Annotated in this window: 16 protein-coding genes; 5 read left to right on the top strand and 11 right to left on the bottom strand. The window is 67.8% G+C overall.

Annotation, left to right across the window (positions count from 1 at the left end):
- Positions 1–130: 130 nt before the first annotated feature.
- Entirely contained in the window at positions 131–2,356 is a 2,226-nt protein-coding gene (locus AC57B5_RS16090) for a TonB-dependent receptor (RefSeq protein WP_496399910.1), read from the bottom strand.
- 215 nt (positions 2,357–2,571) lie between these two features.
- Positions 2,572–3,276: an aquaporin Z gene (gene aqpZ / locus AC57B5_RS16085; RefSeq protein WP_012203105.1), complete on the bottom strand. Its 705-nt coding sequence runs from the start codon at positions 3,274–3,276 to the stop codon at positions 2,572–2,574.
- 243 nt (positions 3,277–3,519) lie between these two features.
- Here aqpZ and htpG point away from each other — a divergent pair, with 243 nt between their 5' ends.
- The 4 genes from htpG to AC57B5_RS16065 all read left to right on the top strand — a co-directional run bounded on the left by htpG (position 3,520) and on the right by AC57B5_RS16065 (position 10,913).
- Positions 3,520–5,472, top strand: coding sequence for a molecular chaperone HtpG (htpG, locus tag AC57B5_RS16080; protein ID WP_012203106.1), 1,953 nt, complete (start codon positions 3,520–3,522; stop codon positions 5,470–5,472).
- A 365-nt stretch (positions 5,473–5,837) separates the two neighbouring features.
- On the top strand, positions 5,838–9,446 hold the full coding sequence (locus AC57B5_RS16075) for an IPTL-CTERM sorting domain-containing protein (protein ID WP_496399909.1): 3,609 nt from the start codon (positions 5,838–5,840) through the stop codon (positions 9,444–9,446).
- A gap of 149 nt (positions 9,447–9,595) precedes the next feature.
- Positions 9,596–10,147 (top strand): exosortase H, encoded by a 552-nt coding sequence (gene xrtH, locus AC57B5_RS16070; RefSeq protein ID WP_063327363.1) that lies wholly within the window; start codon positions 9,596–9,598, stop codon positions 10,145–10,147.
- Positions 10,148–10,157: 10 nt separating this feature from the next.
- Entirely contained in the window at positions 10,158–10,913 is a 756-nt protein-coding gene (locus AC57B5_RS16065; RefSeq protein ID WP_496399908.1) for an exosortase H-associated membrane protein, read from the top strand.
- A gap of 19 nt (positions 10,914–10,932) precedes the next feature.
- Here the strand turns inward: AC57B5_RS16065 and ureG are convergent, their stop codons facing one another.
- From ureG to AC57B5_RS16025, 8 genes are all read right to left on the bottom strand, one after another.
- Positions 10,933–11,574, bottom strand: a complete 642-nt coding sequence (ureG, locus tag AC57B5_RS16060) for an urease accessory protein UreG (protein WP_012203110.1) — start codon at positions 11,572–11,574, stop codon at positions 10,933–10,935.
- Between the two features lie 20 nt (positions 11,575–11,594).
- Positions 11,595–12,311: an urease accessory UreF family protein gene (locus AC57B5_RS16055; protein ID WP_492804598.1), complete on the bottom strand. Its 717-nt coding sequence runs from the start codon at positions 12,309–12,311 to the stop codon at positions 11,595–11,597.
- Positions 12,304–12,954 (bottom strand): urease accessory protein UreE, encoded by a 651-nt coding sequence (gene ureE / locus AC57B5_RS16050; RefSeq protein WP_496399907.1) that lies wholly within the window; start codon positions 12,952–12,954, stop codon positions 12,304–12,306. The genes AC57B5_RS16055 and ureE overlap by 8 nt, the downstream gene beginning before the upstream one ends.
- 7 nt (positions 12,955–12,961) lie before the next feature.
- Positions 12,962–14,665 carry an urease subunit alpha gene (gene ureC / locus AC57B5_RS16045; protein ID WP_448678126.1) on the bottom strand — a complete coding sequence of 568 codons (1,704 nt, stop codon included), beginning with the start codon at positions 14,663–14,665 and terminating at the stop codon, positions 12,962–12,964.
- 195 nt (positions 14,666–14,860) lie between these two features.
- The gene (locus AC57B5_RS16040) at positions 14,861–15,166 is read right to left on the bottom strand and encodes an urease subunit beta (protein WP_175403235.1); all 306 of its coding nucleotides are present in this window, start codon (positions 15,164–15,166) and stop codon (positions 14,861–14,863) included.
- A 27-nt stretch (positions 15,167–15,193) separates the two neighbouring features.
- A complete protein-coding gene (locus tag AC57B5_RS16035; protein ID WP_012203115.1) occupies positions 15,194–15,805 on the bottom strand; it encodes a HupE/UreJ family protein in 612 nt (203 codons plus the stop codon).
- An 11-nt stretch (positions 15,806–15,816) separates the two neighbouring features.
- Complete coding sequence (locus AC57B5_RS16030) at positions 15,817–16,119, bottom strand: urease subunit gamma (RefSeq protein WP_496399906.1); 303 nt, start codon at positions 16,117–16,119, stop codon at positions 15,817–15,819.
- Between the two features lie 17 nt (positions 16,120–16,136).
- Entirely contained in the window at positions 16,137–17,054 is a 918-nt protein-coding gene (locus AC57B5_RS16025) for an urease accessory protein UreD (protein ID WP_496399905.1), read from the bottom strand.
- Positions 17,055–17,142: 88 nt separating this feature from the next.
- Here AC57B5_RS16025 and AC57B5_RS16020 point away from each other — a divergent pair, with 88 nt between their 5' ends.
- Positions 17,143–17,274, top strand: coding sequence for a hypothetical protein (locus tag AC57B5_RS16020; protein ID WP_496399904.1), 132 nt, complete (start codon positions 17,143–17,145; stop codon positions 17,272–17,274).
- On the opposite strand, the gene AC57B5_RS16015 is transcribed toward AC57B5_RS16020, so the two are convergent.
- Positions 17,253–18,491: an MFS transporter gene (locus AC57B5_RS16015; RefSeq protein WP_496399903.1), complete on the bottom strand. Its 1,239-nt coding sequence runs from the start codon at positions 18,489–18,491 to the stop codon at positions 17,253–17,255. The two genes, AC57B5_RS16020 and AC57B5_RS16015, sit on opposite strands and share 22 nt — an antisense overlap.
- Positions 18,492–18,493: the final 2 nt, after the last annotated feature.

Below are 18,493 nucleotides of genomic sequence, written 5' to 3'. Positions count from 1 at the left end.
CAGGCGGTCCTCAGGGGGGAATCAGCGAGTGTCCCGCAAAAAAGCCCCGCAGGCGGCGATGGCCTGCGGGGCTTTGCGGTGATCTGCGCAGCGTCAAGCCGCTGCGCGGTCGCCCGGGGCGATCAGCAGATCAGTACGTCCACTTGAGCGAGGCCACGGCCGAGCGGCCTGCGGCCATGGTCGCGTAGTGGGGCGAGCGGATGCCGCTGTAGTAGACCTTGTCGCCCAGGTTGTACAGGTTCAGCTGCACGGTCAGGTTGCGGTCGATTTGGTAGGCCACCATGGCGTCGTAGCGCGCATAGCCGCTGGCACCCTTGGTGACGATGCCGCCATCCACCGTGGACAGGATGTAGCTCTGGTTCACGCTGCTCTGGGCGTAGATGCCCAGGCCCACGGTCAGCTTCGCCATGGGCTTGTAGCTGGTCCACAGGCTGAAGCTGTGCTTGGGCGTGTTGGGGAAGGGCTGGCCATTGGCCACGCTGCCCGCGCCTGCGTTCTTCTGCTCGCTGTCCATATAGGTGTAGCCGCCGAAGACGCTCAAGCCCGGCAGCACGCTGCCCGTGAAGCCCAGTTCCACGCCGTTGACCACCTTGTTGCCGCCCATGTAGGTGACGCCGTTTTCGGTGATGCGCGCATTGGTCACGTCGTTGCGGAACAGCGCGGCGGTCAGCGCCAGGCGCTTTTCCATCAGGTCCCACTTGGTGCCCAGCTCCAGCGAGCGGGTCTTCTCGGGAGCGAGGTTGGCCAGCTGGTCGGTGGAGATGCCCAGGTCCTCGTTGCCGTTGCCCAGCATGGAGCCGCCGGGGCGCGAGGAGGTGCCGATGCTGGCGTAGATGCTGCCGTTGGTGGCCGGCTTGTAGACCAGGCCCAGCTGGTAGTTGAACAATGTGTCCGAACGGCTCAGGTCATAGGCCGGCGTGTTGCGGCCGGCGGGGCCGGAGGAGCTGATCTTGTAGTGGTCCATGCGCAGGCCGGCATTGAGCAGCCACTGGTCGTTGAACTTCAGCGTGTCGAAGCCGTACAGCGCCACGGTGTCGATCTGGTTGTGGCTGGGGTCGCCCAGCGTCACGGGCAGGTTCCACAGCGGGCTGCTGTCGGGGTTGTTCAGCGAGGCGCACCACAGGCTGGCGGCCATGCAGGTGGTGTTGGTGGTCTGCAGCGCGGCGGTGCGGGATTCAGCCTTTTCCTTGGACAGTTCCAGGCCGAACGAGTAGCTGTGGCCCACGCTGCCGGTCTGGGCCTTGCCCGTGAATTCCGAGAGGTTCTGCAGCGTCTTGATGTCGGCCACGCGTGCATTGCCGCGGCGGAACACATAGCCGTTGACGACATTGCCCTTGCTGTCGTCGGGCTGGGTCCACAGGTAGTCCTGTTCGGTCTTGCTGTAGCGCAGGCTGTTGCGGAACTTCTGGGTGTCGGTGAACTTGTGCTCCACGGTGGCCGTGAACAGGTCGCTCTTTTCCTTTTCATAGTCGCGGCTGGTCAGGCCGTACCAGTTGTCGCGGTTGTTGCCGTAGGTGGGGCGCACCACGCTGCCGCCGCGCAGGCCGGCCGCAGCCGTGCTGCTGTACAGGTAGGGCACGCCGCCATCGGGGATGTTGTCGGTCTGCAGGTGCTGCCAGGACAGCGAGACCTCGGTGGGCGTGCCCATGCCGAAGGTCACCGTGGGGGCAATGCCCCAGCGCTTGTTCTCGGGGCCGCTGCGGCCGGGAACGTCGGCGTCGTGCACCATGGCGTTCAGGCGCAGGCCCACGCCTTCGCCCAGCACGCGGTTGGCGTCGATGGTGGCGCGCCGGTAGCTGTCCGTGCCCAGGCCCACGTCGCCGCTGATGAAGTTCTCGTTCCTGGCCTTCTTGGTCACCAGGTTGATGGAGCCGCCCGCGCCGCCACGGCCTGCATAGGCCGAATCGGCGCCCTTGATGACTTCCACCGCTTCCAGGTTGAACACCTCGCGCGTGCCGGCCGCAATGTCGCGCATGCCGTCCACGAAGGTGCTGGCCTGGGCGTCCATGCCGCGGATGAAGGGCTGGTCACCCGAGGGGTTGCCGCCTTCGCCGTTGCCGAAGGTGATGCCGGGCGTGGACCGCAGGGCTTCCTGCAGGCTGGTCGCGCCGGTCTGCTTGATGATTTCCTCGTTGATGACCTGCACCGTCTTGGGCGTGTCCACCAGCGGGGCCGTGAACTTGGCCGAGGAGGCGTTGTCGGTCTTGACGGGCGCTTCGGTCGAAGACGTCACGTTCACGGTGCCCAGCGTGGTGCTGGTCTGCGCGAAGGCCGAGGTGCCCGCGAGGCACAGGGCAGCGGCAAGGGCCAGCTGCGTGACGTTCGCGGGGGGGAGGATTTGTTGGATTTTGCTCATGTTCACTCCGATGAAAGCCCGCGAATTGTTATTGCGAATCACTAGCGTTCGGTTTCTGTTTCGTAAAGTTGGCCGGTTTGTGCCGGGTGAAAGTCCTTCGCGTTGCCGTCATGCAACAAACGAAAACCGTGTTTCACCAAAGATCCAATGAAAAAAGCGGCTGTCGCCAGCCGCTTGAGTCTGCTGCGGGGCGCCTGCAGCGCCCGTCCCTGGCCTTATTCGTTGGCCGGGTTGGCCAGCAGGGCCTTGTAGATCACGGCGCCGATCAGCGCACCCACGATGGGGGCCACCCAGAACAGCCACAGTTGCGAGATGGCGATCTCGGGGCCGAACAGGGCCGGGCCCGTGCTGCGCGCGGGGTTGACCGAGGTATTGGTCACGGGAATAGAGATCAGGTGGATCAGCGTCAGGCACAGGCCGATGGCCAGCCCGCCAAAGCCGGCTGCCGCGCGCTTGGCCGTGGCGCCCAGGATGACCAGGATGAAGAAGGCGGTCATCACCACCTCGGTGACCAGGGCTGCCGTCATGCCGTAGCCGCCCGGCGAATGCGCGCCGTAGCCGTTGGTGGCAAAGCCGCCGATGTCGGCGCCGGCCTTGCCCGTGGCGATCACATAGAGGATGGCCGCGCCCGTGATGGCGCCCAGCACCTGCGAGACGATGTAGCCCGGCAGTTCGCTCCAGGCAAAGCGCCCGCCCATGGCCAGGCCCACGGAGACGGCCGGGTTGAAGTGCCCGCCCGAGATGGGCCCGAAGGCATAGGCGCCCGTGAGCACCGTCAGTCCGAAGGCCAGCGAGACGCCGACCAGGCCGATGCCCACCTGCGGGAAGGCGGCGGCCAGCACGGCCGCACCGCAGCCGCCCAGGGTCAGCCACAGGGTCCCGAGGAATTCGGCGGACCATTTTTGAACAGAGCTGTGCATGGAAAATCTCCTGAAGCAGGCCCGCCATTGCGCCCGGGCCCTGCGCGCACCGTCCGCCGCACAGCGGAAAGTGGCGCAGTTATAGCTCTGCGCCAGCCCCGCCGTGAGGGCGAAAAAGTGAACAATCGTCCAGAGCCTGCGTCGCCACAGGGGCGGCGGGGTCTTGATAATGCGCTCGCCGGCCCGAGATGAGGGCTGATTTTTTCCCTGTTGTGAACCCATAGGACATAGGACACTGTCTGCATGAGCAAGCAAACCCATTCTTTTCAGGCCGAAGTTGCACAGCTGCTGCACCTGGTCACGCATTCGCTGTACTCCAACCCCGAGATCTTCCTGCGCGAGCTGGTCTCCAACGCCTCCGACGCCTGCGACAAGCTGCGCTTCGAGGCGCTGAACGATGCCTCCCTCTATGAGGACCAGCCCAACCTGGAAGTGCGCGTGTCCTTCGACGCCGCTGCCAAGACGCTGACCATTGCCGACACCGGCATCGGCATGAGCGAGCAGGAAGCCATCGACAACCTGGGCACCATCGCCAAGAGCGGCACCAAGGCCTTCATGGACAAGCTGTCGGGCGACCAGAAGTCGGACTCGCAGCTGATCGGCCAGTTCGGCGTGGGCTTTTACTCGGGCTACATCGTGGCCGACAAGATCACCGTGGAAACACGCCGCGCGGGCCTGCCGGCCTCCGAAGGCGTGCGCTGGACCAGCGGCGGCACGGGCGAGTTCGAGGTCGAGCAGATCGAGCGCCCCCAGCGCGGCACCAGCATCACGCTGCACCTGCGCCCCGAGGCCGAGGAGTTCCTCAACGCCTGGAAGATCAAGCAGGTCATCGGCAAGTACTCCGACCACATCAGCCTGCCCATCCTCATGGAAAAAGAGGAGTGGAAGGACGGCGAGAACGACCAGCCCGGCACCATGGAGAAGACGGGCGAGTGGGAGACCATCAACAAGGCCAGCGCGCTGTGGACGCGTCCCAAGAAGGACATCACGGCCGAGCAGTACCAAGACTTCTACAAGGCCATCAGCCACGACTTCGAGAACCCGCTGACCTGGAGCCACAACCGCGTCGAGGGCAACACCGAGTACACGCAGCTGCTGTTCATCCCGGCCAAGGCGCCGTTCGACCTCTACAACCGCGACAAGAAGGCCGGCGTCAAGCTCTACGTCAAGCGCGTCTTCATCATGGATGACGCCGAGGCGCTGATGCCCGGCTACCTGCGCTTCGTCAAGGGCGTGATCGACTCGGCCGACCTGCCGCTGAACGTCAGCCGCGAGCTGCTGCAGGAAAGCCGCGACGTGCGCCTGATCCGCGACGGCTCGACCAAGCGCGTGCTGTCCATGCTGGAAGACCTGGCCAAGCACGATCGCCACGACGCGGCCGCTGACGCGGCGGCCGACGGCGTCACCGACGTGGTCAGCGAAGAGGACAAGGCCAAGGAAGGCAAGTACAGCCAGTTCTACGCCGAGTTCGGCCCCGTGCTCAAGGAAGGCCTGGGCGAGGACTTTGCCAACAAGGAACGCATCGCCAAGCTGCTGCGCTTTTCCTCCACCAGCCAGGACGAGGCCATCGTCTCGCTGGCCGACTACAAGGCCCGCATGAAGGAAGGCCAGGACGCGATCTACTACATCACGGCCGACTCCCTGACCGCAGCCCGCAACAGCCCGCAGCTCGAAGTCTTCCGCAAGAAGGGCATCGAAGTGCTGCTGATGGCCGACCGCGTGGACGAATGGGCCATGGGCTACCTGACCGAATTCGACGGCACGCCGCTGCAGTCCGTGGCCAAGGGCGCCGTGGACCTGGGCAAGCTGCAGGACGAAGAGGAAAAGAAGGCCGCCGAGGAAGCTGCCGAGACCTTCAAGCCCCTGCTGGCCAAGCTCAAGGAAGCGCTCAAGGACAAGGCCGAGGACGTGCGCGTGACCACGCGCCTGGTGGACTCGCCCGCCTGCCTGGTGGTGCAGGACGGCGGCATGAGCCTGCAGCTGGCGCGCCTGCTCAAGCAGGCCGGCCAGCAGGCGCCGGACGCCCGCCCCGTGCTGGAGGTCAACCCCGAGCATCCGCTGGTCAAGAAGCTGGACGGATCGGTGCATTTCCATGACCTGGCCAACATCCTTTTCGACCAGGCCGTGCTGGCCGAAGGCGGCATGCCCGAGGACCCGGCCGCCTACGTCAGGCGCGTGAACGCGCTGCTGGCGTGAGTTCCTCACAAGGATTGCCTCGCCGCATTCCCTAGGCCTTAGTGCCTGCTCACTGCCGCGCCAGCGCGCGGCAGATCAGCATTGCAAGCCGGTGCCAGCCAAGCTGCCACCGGCTTTTTCACGTCTGCGTTCCGTGAGGAAAACCGACCGGAAAAGGTCGACTCACGAAAAACTCACAAATACCTCTAAATACTCACTTTTGTTAAAAATTCCAGATCATATTTACTTTTGGTAATAAAGAACCATCATGCCTCCTTTTGGTGCGTCCGGTAGTCGGCTTTCTGACAGAGCTGTTCCAGCCGGGCACCTCGTGCGTCCGTGCCTGCGGCATTCGGCGCTGTCAACGAAGCAAAAGAGAGGTTTGTATGGCTTTCACGAGAAAGGGCTGGCTGGCGCGTGCGCTGCTGTCCGGCGGCTTGCTGGCAACAGCGGCTGCCGTGGCGGCGCCGGCCGACACCGACATCCTGGTCAACCAGGACGGTCTCTATGACGGACAGGACGCATCGGCAGGCCCTGCCGGCGGCAACTTCACCTATGTGGCCAAGGTCAGGCACAACAACATCGGTCCCGACGCCGTAGGCGTCACCCTGACCGAGGTGCTGCCCGTGGGCGCCGTGTTCCAGGGCTACAGCAGCAGCCCGGGCGGCATCACCTGCACGGCACCGGCTGCCGGCACGGTGCTCACCGCAGGCAACAACACGCTGGTCTGCAACATCGGCAACCTGGCGCCCGCCGACGGCTTCAAGTCCGTGGGCTTCGAGGTCATCCTGCCGACCGTCGGCACCAACTGGCGCGCCGTGGCCAGCGCGCGCATGGCCTCGCCCGACTACGACAACGACCAGAACAACACGCAGCTCGATCGCAACTTCACCACCACCGAGGCCGCCGATCTGGCCATCGCGATAGCCGCTCCCGCCAGCGTCGCCAACGGCGGCGCCTTCCAGTACGTCATCGACGTGCAGAACAAGGGCCCGTCCGAGGTGCCCGCCGGTGGCCGTACCGTGGTGCGTTTCCCCGTGCCCAACGGCGCCGTGGTCACGGGCGTGCCCTCAGGCAGCGGCTGGAGCTGCACGCCGGCCTCGGGCTATCCGCTGATCTCGGGCGAGCTCAGCTGCACGCGCAGCGGCCCGGTGCTGCCGGGCGCCGTGCTGCCTTCCATCTCCGTGCCGGCCATCGCCAACATGAGCGGCACCATTGCCGGCGCTGCCAGCGTCAAGGGCTACAAGGACGCCAGCACCGAGATGCCCGACGGCCAGTCCGGCAACAACACCGCCAGCGCCGCCGTGGTCTCCAGCGGCAGCGAGTTCGTGGATGTCTCGCTGCGCAAGCAGGTGGCGCCCACGGTGCTGGATGCGCTGCAGGCGACCGAGGTCACCTACACGCTGCAGCCGCGCCGCGAAGGCGGCTCGCTCGTGCCGCGCGATCTCACCGTCACCGACACCCTGCCGGCCGGCGTGACCTTCATGGGCTTCGACGGCAGCACGGCGCCCTGGAACTGCGGCCACAACAGCGGCACCATCACCTGCACCCATGCGGGCGAGTACCCGGTGGCCGGCTACGCCAACATGCAGGCCATCCGCTTCAAGGCCAGCGTGGCTGCGGGTGGGACGCCGGGTGCGCAACTGGTCAATCAGGGCGTGATCGGGGTTCCACCCGAACTCAACGAGCCCAACAAGACCAACAACACGGATAGCGCGGCGGTGAGCTTCAGCAACGATGCACGGCTGCGCCTCGTCAAGGCCGGCCCCAGCCGCCCGGTGCTGGCGGGTGAGGAGTTCCAGTACACGATCACGGTGACCAACAACGGTCCCATGCCTGCGCTGCCGAATCAGCTGATCACCGTATCCGACACCCCTGCGGACAACCGAATGACCGTTATCGGCATGTCCGGTGCGGGCACCGGCGCGGGTGACTGGACCTGCGCCGCCCAGAGCTGCACCTCCACCGCGGGCCTGGCCGTGGGCGCCAGCCGCCAGATCACGGTCAGGGCCAAGGTCACGCTGGCCTCGGGCCATCTGGACTTCACCAATAACGCCTCGGCGGGCGTGATCGGCCGGGACAATGCATCGGCCACCACCTCCGCGACCGTCACCGTGTCTGCCGACAAGGTGGATGTGGGCATCGTCAAGAGCGTGGTCAGCCCTGTGCCGCCGGCCTCCATCAAGAGCGGTGGAGAGGTCACCTACCAGCTGGTGGTGAAGAACCACTCGGCCAGCACGACGGTGACGAATGTCCGCGTGCGCGACGCGCTGCAGTCCCTGGTCAAGCAAATTGACGGCGTGCGCATCGTGGGCGGCAACCCGGTGGACGAGGCCGGCAATCCCGTGCCGTACACCTACCCGGGCGGCGGCTTTGTCTCCAGCCGCATCGTCTCCGGAGCCAACGCCAGCTGCGGCACTCCTTCGGGCGGCGTCAACAGCGAGACGCGCGATCTGACCTGCGACATCTCCTCCATGGCCCCGGAGGCCGAGGTGGTGATCGAGGTCAAGATCCGCCCCAAGCGCGCCACCACCGGCGCCTATGCCAATGCGGCCTCGGCCCAGTCGCTGGACATCCATGACGCCGATCCCGGCAACGATTCCTCTACGGCCAGCATCACCGTGCAGGCCATCGCGGAAATCGCGGCGCAAAAGCAGGTCTCGCCCAAGGTGGCCGCTGCGGGCGAGCCTCTGACCTATACGGTCACGGTGCCCAACTACGGCCCCTCGTCGGCCGCCAATGTCACGCTCAAGGACGTGCTGCCTGCAGACGCCATCTTCATCGGCACGCCCACGGTCACCGGCGGCGGCACCTGTACTCCGGCTGCCACCGATGGCGTGCAGGGCGGAACGCTGGAATGCGCCTGGACCGATCCGCTGGTTGCAGGCGAGCAGTACACCGTGAGCTACAAGATGCGCTCGCGCGGCGATCTGGCGGCCGATACGGAGATCTCCAACACCGTGGCGGTGGACACCACCACCGAGGAGCTGACCAAGGCCAACAACCAGGCCGAGGCCAAGGCCCGGCTCAAGCGTGCCGAGCTGGATGTGAACATCAGCATGCGCCACACTGCAGACGGCCTGGTGCTGGGTGAGGACACCGAATACACCATCACGGTGACCAACTCCGGCCCCTCCTACGCCACCCAGGTGGTCGTGACCGACAAGTTCCCCGCATCGGGCTCCACGGCCACCTTCAGCTACCAGAACGGCCTGGCGTTGGCCGGCATTCCCGGCGCCTCCGCATCCTGGTGCGGCGTGCAGCCGGCGCTGAACGCGACCAGCGGGCCGCTGCAGTGCACCATCCCGGCGCTGGCTCCGGGCCAGAGCATGACCATCAAGTTCAAGATGCGCGCACAGACCTTGCCCGACAAGGCATCGGGCGGCACCATCTACCACGAGGCCTCGGTCAAGCCCTTCGAGACGGAATGGCTGAGCAATGGCGGCGATGTGATCGTCAACAACACCACTACCGACCGGACCTCCACCAGCCGCCAGGGCAATGCCGTGGACCTGGGGATCGGCAAGCAGGGCCCCGCCGGCCCGCTGGACGATGGCGACACGGCCAGCTACACGCTGACCGTCACCAACTACGGCCGCGATCCGCAGTCGCCCGCGGGCGGCTCGGTGACCGACGTGTTGCCCGCAGGGCTGGAGTTCGTCTCGGCCTCGGCAGGCTGCAGCTATGCCAGCGGCACGCGCACCGTGACCTGCAGCGTGCCGCAGCTGGCCCAGGGCGGCACGGCCGTCTTCACGCTGGAGACCAAGCTGGAAAAGCCCTACAAGGGCGCCCGCCCGCTGGTCAACTCGGCCACGGTCTCGGTACCCGGTGACGGCAATCCCGACAACGACAAGAGCACGACCACCACGCCGCTCAAGCCGGGCCCGGACACCACGGCCAGCATTCCCACGCTGTCGCAGTGGGGCCTGATGCTGATGTCGTCCCTGCTGGCGCTGATGGCGCTGGGGACCATGCGCAGGCGCGAGCGTCGGTGATGCGCCCGTGACGGCAAGGGCCGGTGGCGTGATTCACGCACCGGCCTTTGTCGTCTTTGAGCGGTCCGAAGATAATGCGAGCCTATAGAGGGACACTGTTTCGCAACTGCCAGGTCGCAAGCCCGGCAACCAACACTCCAAGACCTGCCATGCTGCGCTTCTTTCTGATCTTTCTGGCCATCCAGCTGACGATGTTCGGGCTGAACCTGCTCAGTTGGGTGCAGCAGCACATCGTGCTGCCCTGGACGTCCTTTCTGGCGCACATCTGCGCCTCGCTGGTGACCTGGTTCGACAGCACGGCCTCGGCCACGGGCAAGGTGCTGTGGAACACGGCCACGGGCTTCGGCGTCTCCATCGAGGCCGGCTGCAACGGCCTGGAGGCCTACATCGTGCTGTTTGCCGCCGTGATGGCCTTCCCCTCCTCATGGCGCCAGAAGCTGGTGGGCCTGCTGGCCGGCTTCGTGGCCGTGCAGGCCATCAACGTGCTGCGCGTCATCAGCCTGTTCTACCTGGGCCAGTGGAGCACCACGGCCTTCAACTTCGCGCATGAGTACCTCTGGCAGGCGCTGATCATGCTGGACGTGCTGGTGTTCTGGCTGCTGTGGGTGCGCTGGAGCGGCCGCAAGGCGCCGTCGCAGGATGACGGCGGCCAGCCGCCGCTGCCGCCCGCCGCTGCAGCTTCTGCCGCCGTGGCCGCCTGAGGAGCAGGCCATGATCGGACGCAATCCCATCTCGCGCTTCGCGGCCCTGGCCATGGGCGGCATCGTGGTGCTGACCCTGGCCTGGACGCTGGCGGCCGGCTGGCTGGCCGTGCCGGTGTCCGGCATGAGCAAGTGGGTGCTGGAGAACGCCGCCAACGGCTGGGTGCAGCGCGTGGACCTGGAGACGCCCCGCAGCCTGGTCGTCAATTCCTCGGTCCAGGTATCGAACGAGCAGACCGGCTGGCGCCGCGCCGAGGCCATCGTCGAGGTCGATCCCGCCCGCTACGGCTACGGCCTGCCGGTGCTGGTGGCCATGCTGCTGGCGGCCTGGGGTCCGGGCCGGTGGTGGCGCATCCTGGTGGGCTATGTGGCGCTGCTGCCCTTGCAGACCTTCAGCGTGGTCTCGCAGGTGCTGATGCAGCTGTGCCTTGCGGCGCGGCTCGACCTCAACGTGCTGGGCATACAGACATGGCAGCTGGAGGCCATCGTCTACGCCTACCAGATGGGCGGGCTGATGGTGCCCACGCTGTGCCCGGTGCTGCTGTGGCTGGCGCTGGACATGGGCTTTGTGCGCCGCGTGCTGCTGCCGGCCTGGAACCGCAGCCGGGCGCCTGCCCCCGCGCCCCAGCCCATGGTGGCGCCCAAGCCCTCGGCCTGGCGCCAGACTGATGGTGCGGCCACCTCCACCGGCCATCCGCTGGTGTCTTCCAGCAGCGCGGCCACCCTGCCCAAGGCCAAGGCCACCAGCGGCACGCCGCAGCGCTGAAGGCCGTGCGCGGCCGTCTTCAGCCCTGCGCGGGCATGGGCGGCAGCAGGCCGCGTTCGGTGATGAAGTCGATCACCTCGCGCAGGCCCTTGCCGCTTTTCACGCTGCCCATCACATAGGGCTTGTGGGCGCGCATGCGCTGCGTGTCGGCTTCCATGATGGACAGGTTGGCGCCCACGTAGGGCGCCAGGTCGGTCTTGTTGACCACGAGCAGATCGCTCTTGGTGATGCCGGGGCCGCCCTTGCGCGGAATCTTCTCGCCGCCGGCCACGTCGATCACGTAGATGGTCAGGTCCGACAGCTCGGGGCTGAAGGTGGCGGCCAGGTTGTCGCCGCCGCTTTCGATGAAGACGATGTCCGCCTCGGGGAACTGGCGCAGCATGCGGTCCACGGCCTCAAGGTTGATGGAGGCGTCCTCGCGGATGGCCGTGTGCGGGCAGCCGCCGGTCTCCACGCCCATGATGCGTTCCGGCGGCAGGGCCTCGGCCACCGTCAGCAGGCGCTGGTCTTCCTTGGTGTAGATGTCGTTGGTGATGACCACCAGGTCGTAGTGTGCGCGCATGGCCTTGCACAGCATCTCCAGCAGCGTGGTCTTGCCGGAGCCGACAGGGCCGCCGATGCCGACGCGCAGCGGGGGGAGTTTCTTGGTGCGGGTGTTCATGGTGGACTTGGAGTGAGTGATCAGGACCGGAAGAGCCGGGAGTACTGGTGTTCGTGCCGTGCCTGCAGCACGCTCCATTGGGGCAGCATGGTGTCCAGCCGGGGCGGCGCCTCGCTGGCGCGGCGGCGTGCCTCGCCCACGGCCTGTTCCAGCAGCGGATGCAGGGCCAGCAGCAGGCTCTGGCCCGCTACCTGGCCCAGCGGCACGGCCTTGATGGCGGCGGCCACCTGGTTCTCCAGCCAGGCAAAGCCATAGGCCAGAAGGGCATGGTCCTCGTCTGCATCCACGGCGGCGCAGGCGCAGGCAAAGGCCGTGGGATAGGCCAGGCCAGGGTCGTCCACCAGCGCGCCCAGTTGTGCGATGCGGGGCGCAAAGGCCTCGCCGCCCCAGGGCACGGAGCGCAGCAGGCTGTGCAGCGACCAGCCCATCTGCAGCGTCTCGGCACGGGCCTCGCGGCTGTCGCGGCTGGCAATGAACCATTGGTTCCATTCGTGCACCGCGCCCTCGTCGCCTGCGCTCCAGGCCCGGCGCAGCAGCAGCCACAGCGGCGCCTCGCAGCGTGCAAAGCCGTGGGCCAGCGCATCGGCAATCCAGGTGCGCGCCGTGCCGGCATCCGTGACCAGGCCGTGCTCGATGGCGGCCTCCAGCCCCTGCGAATAGCTGAAGCCGCCCACGGGCAGCTGGGGCGATGCCAAGTGCAGCAGGGCGCACAGCCCCTGTATCGACAGGTCAGCCATGCGGATGGTCGTGGCCGTGCCCGTGTCCGCAGCAGCCTTTGTGGTCATGGTCATGGTCATGGCTGTGGTCGTGGCCATGTTCATGCCCGTGGGAATGGCCGTGTGAATGGCCATGTTCGTGCCCATGGTCATGCAGCGCATACACGCTCTGCGCCAGCGCCTGGTCCTCGGCAAAGCTGGCGTCATGGCCGTGGCGGTGGCCGCCGCCATAGGCACCGGCCTCGGGCTCGAAGGGCGCATCCACCAGGGCCACCTGCGCGCCCAGGCGCAGCAGCATGTCGTGCAGCACGGGGTCGTTTTCCAGGTGCAGGTGGGTGGGCGTGACCTCCACCGGGATATGCCGGTTGCCCAGGTGGTAGGCCGCACGCAGCAGGCCCAGCGGCGTGGCCGCCGTCACGCGCAACACCGCCTGGGGCGCCGCGCGCACGGCGACCAGGCTGCCATCCTCGGCCACCAGCACATCGCCGCCGCGCAGCACGCTGCCGCGCGCCAGCACCACGGCCAGCTCGCGCCCCGTGGAGTCTGTTGCCGCAAAACGGCTCTTCTGGCGCATGTCCCAGTCCAGTTCCAGCGTGGCGGCGCGCCTGACCAGCACGGCGGCAAGGCCCCCGCCCTGGGGCATGTGTTTATTGACGGTGAGCATGGGGTGATCAGAACAGAAAATACCGCTGCGCCATCGGCAGCTCGGTGGCGGGCTCGCAGGTCAGCAGTTGGCCGTCAGCCACGACCTGGTAGGTCTCGGGATCGACGCTGATGTCGGGCTGCCAGTCGTTGTGCACCATGTCGCGCTTGCTGACGCTGCGGCAGTTTTCCACGGCCACGGTGCGCTTGCGCAGGCCGTAGCGGTCGGCCACGCCGGCCTGCTGGGCGGCCTGCGAGACGAAGGTGAGGCTGGCCGCCGCCACGCCGCTGCCCTGGCCCGCGAACATGGGGCGGTAGTGCACGGGCTGGGGCGTGGGGATGCTGGCGTTGGGGTCGCCCATGGCGGCGCTGGCGATGCTGCCGCCCTTGAGGATGAGGCTGGGCTTGACGCCGAAAAACGCCGGCCGCCACAGCACCAGGTCGGCCAGCTTGCCGACCTCCACCGAGCCCACGACATGGGCGATGCCATGCGTGTGGGCGGGGTTGATGGTGTACTTGGCAACGTAGCGCTTGACGCGGAAGTTGTCGTGGCGCGCGTTGTCGCCCGGCAGGCTGCCGCGCTGGACCTTCATCTTGTGCGCGGTCTGCCAGGTGCGCAGCACCACTTCGCCCACACGGCCCATGGCCTGGCTGTCGCTGGAGATCATGGAGAAGGCGCCCAGGTCGTGCAGCACGTCCTCGGCCGCGATGGTTTCGCGGCGGATGCGGCTTTCGGCGAAGGCGATGTCCTCGGCAATGGAGGCGTCCAGGTGGTGGCAGACCATGAGCATGTCCAGGTGCTCGTCCAGCGTGTTCACCGTGTAGGGCCGCGTGGGGTTGGTGGACGAGGGCAGCACGTTGGCCTCGCCGCAGACCTTGATGATGTCGGGCGCGTGGCCGCCGCCCGCGCCTTCGGTGTGGTAGGTGTGGATGGTGCGGCCCTTGAAGGCGGCCACCGTGGCCTCGACGAAGCCGCCCTCGTTGAGCGTGTCGGTGTGGATGGCGACCTGGGTGTCGGTCTCGTCGGCCACGCCCAGGCAGCAGTCGATGGCGGCGGGCGTCGATCCCCAGTCCTCGTGCAGCTTCAGGCCGATGGCGCCCGCCGCGATCTGCTCGCGCAGCGGCGCGGCCTGGCTGGCGTTGCCCTTGCCCAGCAGGCCGATGTTCATGGGGTAGCCGTCCACGGCCTGCAGCATGCGCTCCATGTGCCAGGGGCCGGGCGTGACCGTGGTGGCGAAGGTGCCCGTGGCCGGGCCCGTGCCGCCGCCGATCATGGTGGTCACGCCGCTGGTCAGCGCCTCGTCGATCTGCTGCGGGCAGATGAAGTGGATGTGCGTGTCGATGCCGCCGGCCGTGACGATCATGCCCTCGCCCGCAATGATTTCCGTGCCGGGGCCGATGACGATGGTCACGCCCGGCTGCATGTCCGGGTTGCCGGCCTTGCCTATGCCTGCGATCAGCCCGTTCTTGATGGCGATGTCGGCCTTGACGATGCCCCAGTGGTCGATGATCACGGCATTGGTGATGACGGTGTCGGCACAGTCGGCGGCCATGCGCTGGCTCTGGCCCATGCCGTCGCGGATGACCTTGCCGCCGCCGAACTTGACCTCTTCGCCGTAGATCGTGTGGTCCTTCTCGATCTCGATGACCAGGGCCGTGTCGGCCAGCCGCAGGCGGTCGCCCACGGTGGGGCCGAACATCTCGGCATAGGCCTGGCGCGTGATGCTTGCCATGAATGTTCCCTTTCTGTTGTCTACGACGCTATGCGTTGCTCGTTGTACTTAAAGCCGGCGTGGTCCAACCCGGGGACACCGAGGAAGGGCCTATGCCGGCCGCGCCGCCCCGCACCGAAGGTGTCGTCCCCCTCCCGCGAAGCGAGAGAGGGCGCCGTGCAACGGGGGAAGCGGCGTAGCCGCTCAGGGGGTACTTCAAAGCCTGCCCATCACCTTGGCGTTGAAGCCGAAGATGATGCGGTCGCCGGAGATTTCCACCAGTTCCACCGTGCGCTCCTGGCCCGGCTCGAAGCGCACGGCCGTGCCGGCCGCGATGTTCAGCCGCCAGCCGCGTGCGGCGGCGCGGTCGAAGTGCAGGGCTTCGTTGACCTCGAAGAAATGAAAGTGCGAGCCCACCTGCACCGGCCGGTCGCCGGTGTTGGTGACCGTGAGGGTCTGCACGGGCCGGCCTGCGTTCAGCAGGATCTCGCCGGGCTCGGCGAGCAGCTCGCCGGGGATGATGCGCTCGGTCATGTGCGGCTCCCGCGCTCAGCCCGCCAGCGCCACGGCACCGTAGCCCATGGCGGCCACTCCGGCCAGGCGTGCGGCCCAAGCCGAAGCCGTGCCGCCGCGCATGGCCCGGCCAAAGGCCACGCCCAGCGCATGCAGCACCAGCGTGGTGGCGACCATGCCCGCCATGTAGGCCCAGAACACGGCTGCGGGCAGCGCGTGGGGGAAGACCTCGCCATGCGCGTATCCGTGGAACAGCGCGAAGGCGCCGGCCAGCACCATGGCCAGGGCCACGGGCAGGCGGCGCTGGGCCACCAGCAGCAGGCCGAAGGCCAGCAGCGATGCAGCCACCATGGGCTCGACAGCTGGCAGCTCCAGCGGGGTCTGCGTCAGCGCCAGGCCCAGCGCCATGCATGCGGCAAAGGCCACGGGCGGCAGCCACTGGCGCTTGAGCATCAGCCCGCACCACAGGCCCAGCGCCAGCATGGCCAGCAGATGGTCCAGGCCCGCGATGGGGTGGGACAGCCCGGCCATCAGGGCCTGCATGGCGCCGTCACCGGCATGCAGGTGGGCGCCGGCCCCCGTATGGGCGCTGGCGGCCGTGGCGGCGGCCAGCAGGGCCGGGGCGAGCAGAAGGCGGGGATGGAACATGGCGGATCTCCTCAAACGATCGGGTGATGAACGGTGACCAGCTTGGTGCCGTCCGGGAAAGTGGCTTCGACCTGGATGTCCGGGATCATTTCTGGAATGCCCTCCATCACATCGGCGCGCGTCAGCACCGTGGTGCCCAGGTGCATGAGCTCGGCCACGGTCCTGCCGTCGCGCGCCCACTCCAGCACGGTGGCGCTGATCAGCGCCACGGCCTCGGGGTAGTTGAGCTTCAGGCCGCGCGCCTTGCGCCGCTCGGCCACCAGGGCTGCGGTGAACAGCAGCAGCTTGTCTTTTTCACGGGGCGTGAGTTCCATCGATGAGTCTCCGTTGATCAGGTGGCCCACAGGCGCGGGGGGCGGGCTTGTTGATTGAGCAGTGCCGGGCGCAGCAGGCGCCAGCCTTCATGCAGCACGGCCCCTGCCGCCTCCATGCGCCGTGCCTGCACGCGCAGCAGCAGCACCGAGGGTGCGCCGCCTTGGCCGGTCAGCAGGCTGACGCCGGCGCGCACTTCATCGCTCCAGGGCAGGCTGGCGGCCAGTTGCTCGCTCAATGGCTCCATGGCCGCCAAGGGCTCGGGGGCCACGGCCCAGAGGCTGGCCTGTATAGGGAAGCCGGCCCAGGCAACTGGGCTGGACAGCAGGGCATGGCCGGCGTGCAGTTCGCCTTGCTCCAGCCACAGAGGCCGTCCGCCACATGCGAGCCGGTTGTGAAGCTGCAGGCGCGCGGCAGCGGTGGGCGCGGCGCCGGTGTGGTTCCAGTGTTCGCCCGCGCCATAGCGGCCCAGCACCACGGCGTCCCAGCCGATGGCGCGCGCGCCCGGCGCAAGATCCAGGTCCAGCGCCATGGTGGCGTCGGCACCGGCGAACAGCATGTTTTCCTGTGGCAGCCATTCCAGGATGGCGCTTTCTTCCACGCGCAGCCGCACGCGCTGCGCGGCCGGGCGGCCCTGGGACTTGTACCAGCGCGTGGCGCCCGGTGTGGTCAGCAGGGCGTGGGCGCCGGGCTCCACGGTCACATCGATCTGCAACTGGTCGCCGCCGGCCACGCCGCCGGGCGGGTGCAGCAGCACGGCATGGCAGATGCCGGGGCCTTCGGGGTGCAGCGGTTTTTGCACGCGCAGCGGGCCGCTGTGGCGTGCGTGGGAAAGCACGCTGCCCTGGCCAGTGCGGTGCCCGAAGCGCAGGTCCAGCATGGCCTGCCAGCCCGAGGCGCAAGCGGGCACGGCGGTGATCGGTAGCGCTGCGGACATGGGCGTGACGGGCGGTACAGGGCGTGGTGGTTGTAACGGCCTTTGTCATGCATTTAGCGTGCCAATCCGGTGCAGTGGCGGTTGCGCCATGCTGGTGCGCTGGCGCATCGGATTGGTGCGTTTCCTGCATGGCAAGGCGCGCAAGACGGCACGTTTGCAGTGCATTCTTGCGCAGCGTGCCGCAGGCTGGTGCGGCTTTTACGCGCTTGCCCGGGTCTGACGCGCCAGGCTTCTGTCCCAGGCCACGACGGCCAGCGTGGCCAGGCTCAGAATCAGACCCGCCACGCTGGCACCTGTCCATCCCCAGTGCAGCCAGACCGCCGAGCCCACGGCCGAGCCTGCCGAGGCGCCGATGAAGTACCCCGTCATGTAGACCGCATTGATGCGCGATCGCGCCGAAGGCGCCAGCGCGTAGATCACGTTCTGGTTGCTGATGTGCAGGGCCTGCAGCGCGGCATCGACGATGAGCAATCCCGTCAGAAACCACCACAGGCTGGTGCCGCCCAGCCACAGCGCCCCCCAACCCGCCAGCATGAGCAGGCCGCCGGCCAGCGTGGTGCGCTGCTCCAGCCCCCGGTCGGCCAGCCGGCCGGCCATGTTGGCCATGAGGGCGCCGGCCACGCCGACCAGGCCGATGAGGCCGATCTGCGCATCGCCAAACCCGTAGCCCGGCCCGGCCAGCAGCAGTGCCATGGTCGAGAACAGCACGCTCACCGTGGCAAAGCCCATGCCGCCGATCAGCGCCCGGCTGCGCAGACGCGGCTGCTCGCGCGCCAGCGTGAGCAGGGAGCGCATCACCGCGCCATAGCCTATGGGCTGGGCCGGCTGCGCCAGGGGCAGCGCGCGCCGCAGCAGCAGGGCCACGCCGGCCGTGGCCAGGGCGCCCACCCAGTAGACGGCATTCCAGCCGCCCAGCTCCGACAGCAGGCCCGCCACGCTGCGTGCCGCCAGGATGCCGATCAGCAGCCCGCTCATGACCAGGCCCACGGCGCGCCCGCTGGCGCCGGGCGCCGCAAAGCTGGCCGCCATGGGCACCAGCACCTGGGCCGCGACCGAGAACAGCCCCGTCATCAGCGTGCCCGCCGCCAGCAGCGCAAAGCTGTGCGCCATGCCGCTGGCCAACATGCCCAGCGCGGCCAGCAGCATCAGGCCCAGCACCAGGCGGCGGCGTTCCAGCATGTCGCCCAGGGGCACGAGCAGCAGCAGTCCCAGCGCATAGGAGACCTGGGCCATGGTCACCGTCAGCGAGGCACGCGCCTCGCTGATGCCCAGGTCGATGGCGATGGAGTGCAGCAGCGGCTGGTTGAAGTAATTGGCGCCCGCGCACAGGCCGCAGGCCGTGGCCATGAGCAGCAGGGTGCTCTGGGGCAGCACGGGCGTGGCGGTGGCCTGCATGGGCGGTGAGGGCTGGGCGCAAGCCTGGGAGGATCTGTTCATCT

This window comes from Delftia sp. BGA-UO-ETr-SB1 (assembly GCF_059567865.1).
The sequence above is the reverse complement of the archived record's forward strand: the minus strand, read 5'-3'. Positions and strand labels throughout refer to the sequence as shown.

What these genes read in the sequence shown, in the direction of transcription:
- AC57B5_RS16090 (WP_496399910.1), bottom strand. Translation starts at nt 2,356, where the DNA reads ATGAGCAAAATCCAACAAATCCTCCCCCCCGCGAACGTCACGCAGCTG.
- aqpZ (WP_012203105.1), bottom strand. Translation starts at nt 3,276, where the DNA reads ATGCACAGCTCTGTTCAAAAATGGTCCGCCGAATTCCTCGGGACCCTG.
- htpG (WP_012203106.1), top strand. Translation starts at nt 3,520, where the DNA reads ATGAGCAAGCAAACCCATTCTTTTCAGGCCGAAGTTGCACAGCTGCTG.
- AC57B5_RS16075 (WP_496399909.1), top strand. Translation starts at nt 5,838, where the DNA reads ATGGCTTTCACGAGAAAGGGCTGGCTGGCGCGTGCGCTGCTGTCCGGC.
- xrtH (WP_063327363.1), top strand. Translation starts at nt 9,596, where the DNA reads ATGCTGCGCTTCTTTCTGATCTTTCTGGCCATCCAGCTGACGATGTTC.
- AC57B5_RS16065 (WP_496399908.1), top strand. Translation starts at nt 10,158, where the DNA reads ATGATCGGACGCAATCCCATCTCGCGCTTCGCGGCCCTGGCCATGGGC.
- ureG (WP_012203110.1), bottom strand. Translation starts at nt 11,574, where the DNA reads ATGAACACCCGCACCAAGAAACTCCCCCCGCTGCGCGTCGGCATCGGC.
- AC57B5_RS16055 (WP_492804598.1), bottom strand. Translation starts at nt 12,311, where the DNA reads ATGGCTGACCTGTCGATACAGGGGCTGTGCGCCCTGCTGCACTTGGCA.
- ureE (WP_496399907.1), bottom strand. Translation starts at nt 12,954, where the DNA reads ATGCTCACCGTCAATAAACACATGCCCCAGGGCGGGGGCCTTGCCGCC.
- ureC (WP_448678126.1), bottom strand. Translation starts at nt 14,665, where the DNA reads ATGGCAAGCATCACGCGCCAGGCCTATGCCGAGATGTTCGGCCCCACC.
- AC57B5_RS16035 (WP_012203115.1), bottom strand. Translation starts at nt 15,805, where the DNA reads ATGTTCCATCCCCGCCTTCTGCTCGCCCCGGCCCTGCTGGCCGCCGCC.
- AC57B5_RS16030 (WP_496399906.1), bottom strand. Translation starts at nt 16,119, where the DNA reads ATGGAACTCACGCCCCGTGAAAAAGACAAGCTGCTGCTGTTCACCGCA.
- AC57B5_RS16025 (WP_496399905.1), bottom strand. Translation starts at nt 17,054, where the DNA reads ATGTCCGCAGCGCTACCGATCACCGCCGTGCCCGCTTGCGCCTCGGGC.
- AC57B5_RS16020 (WP_496399904.1), top strand. Translation starts at nt 17,143, where the DNA reads ATGCTGGTGCGCTGGCGCATCGGATTGGTGCGTTTCCTGCATGGCAAG.
- AC57B5_RS16015 (WP_496399903.1), bottom strand. Translation starts at nt 18,491, where the DNA reads ATGAACAGATCCTCCCAGGCTTGCGCCCAGCCCTCACCGCCCATGCAG.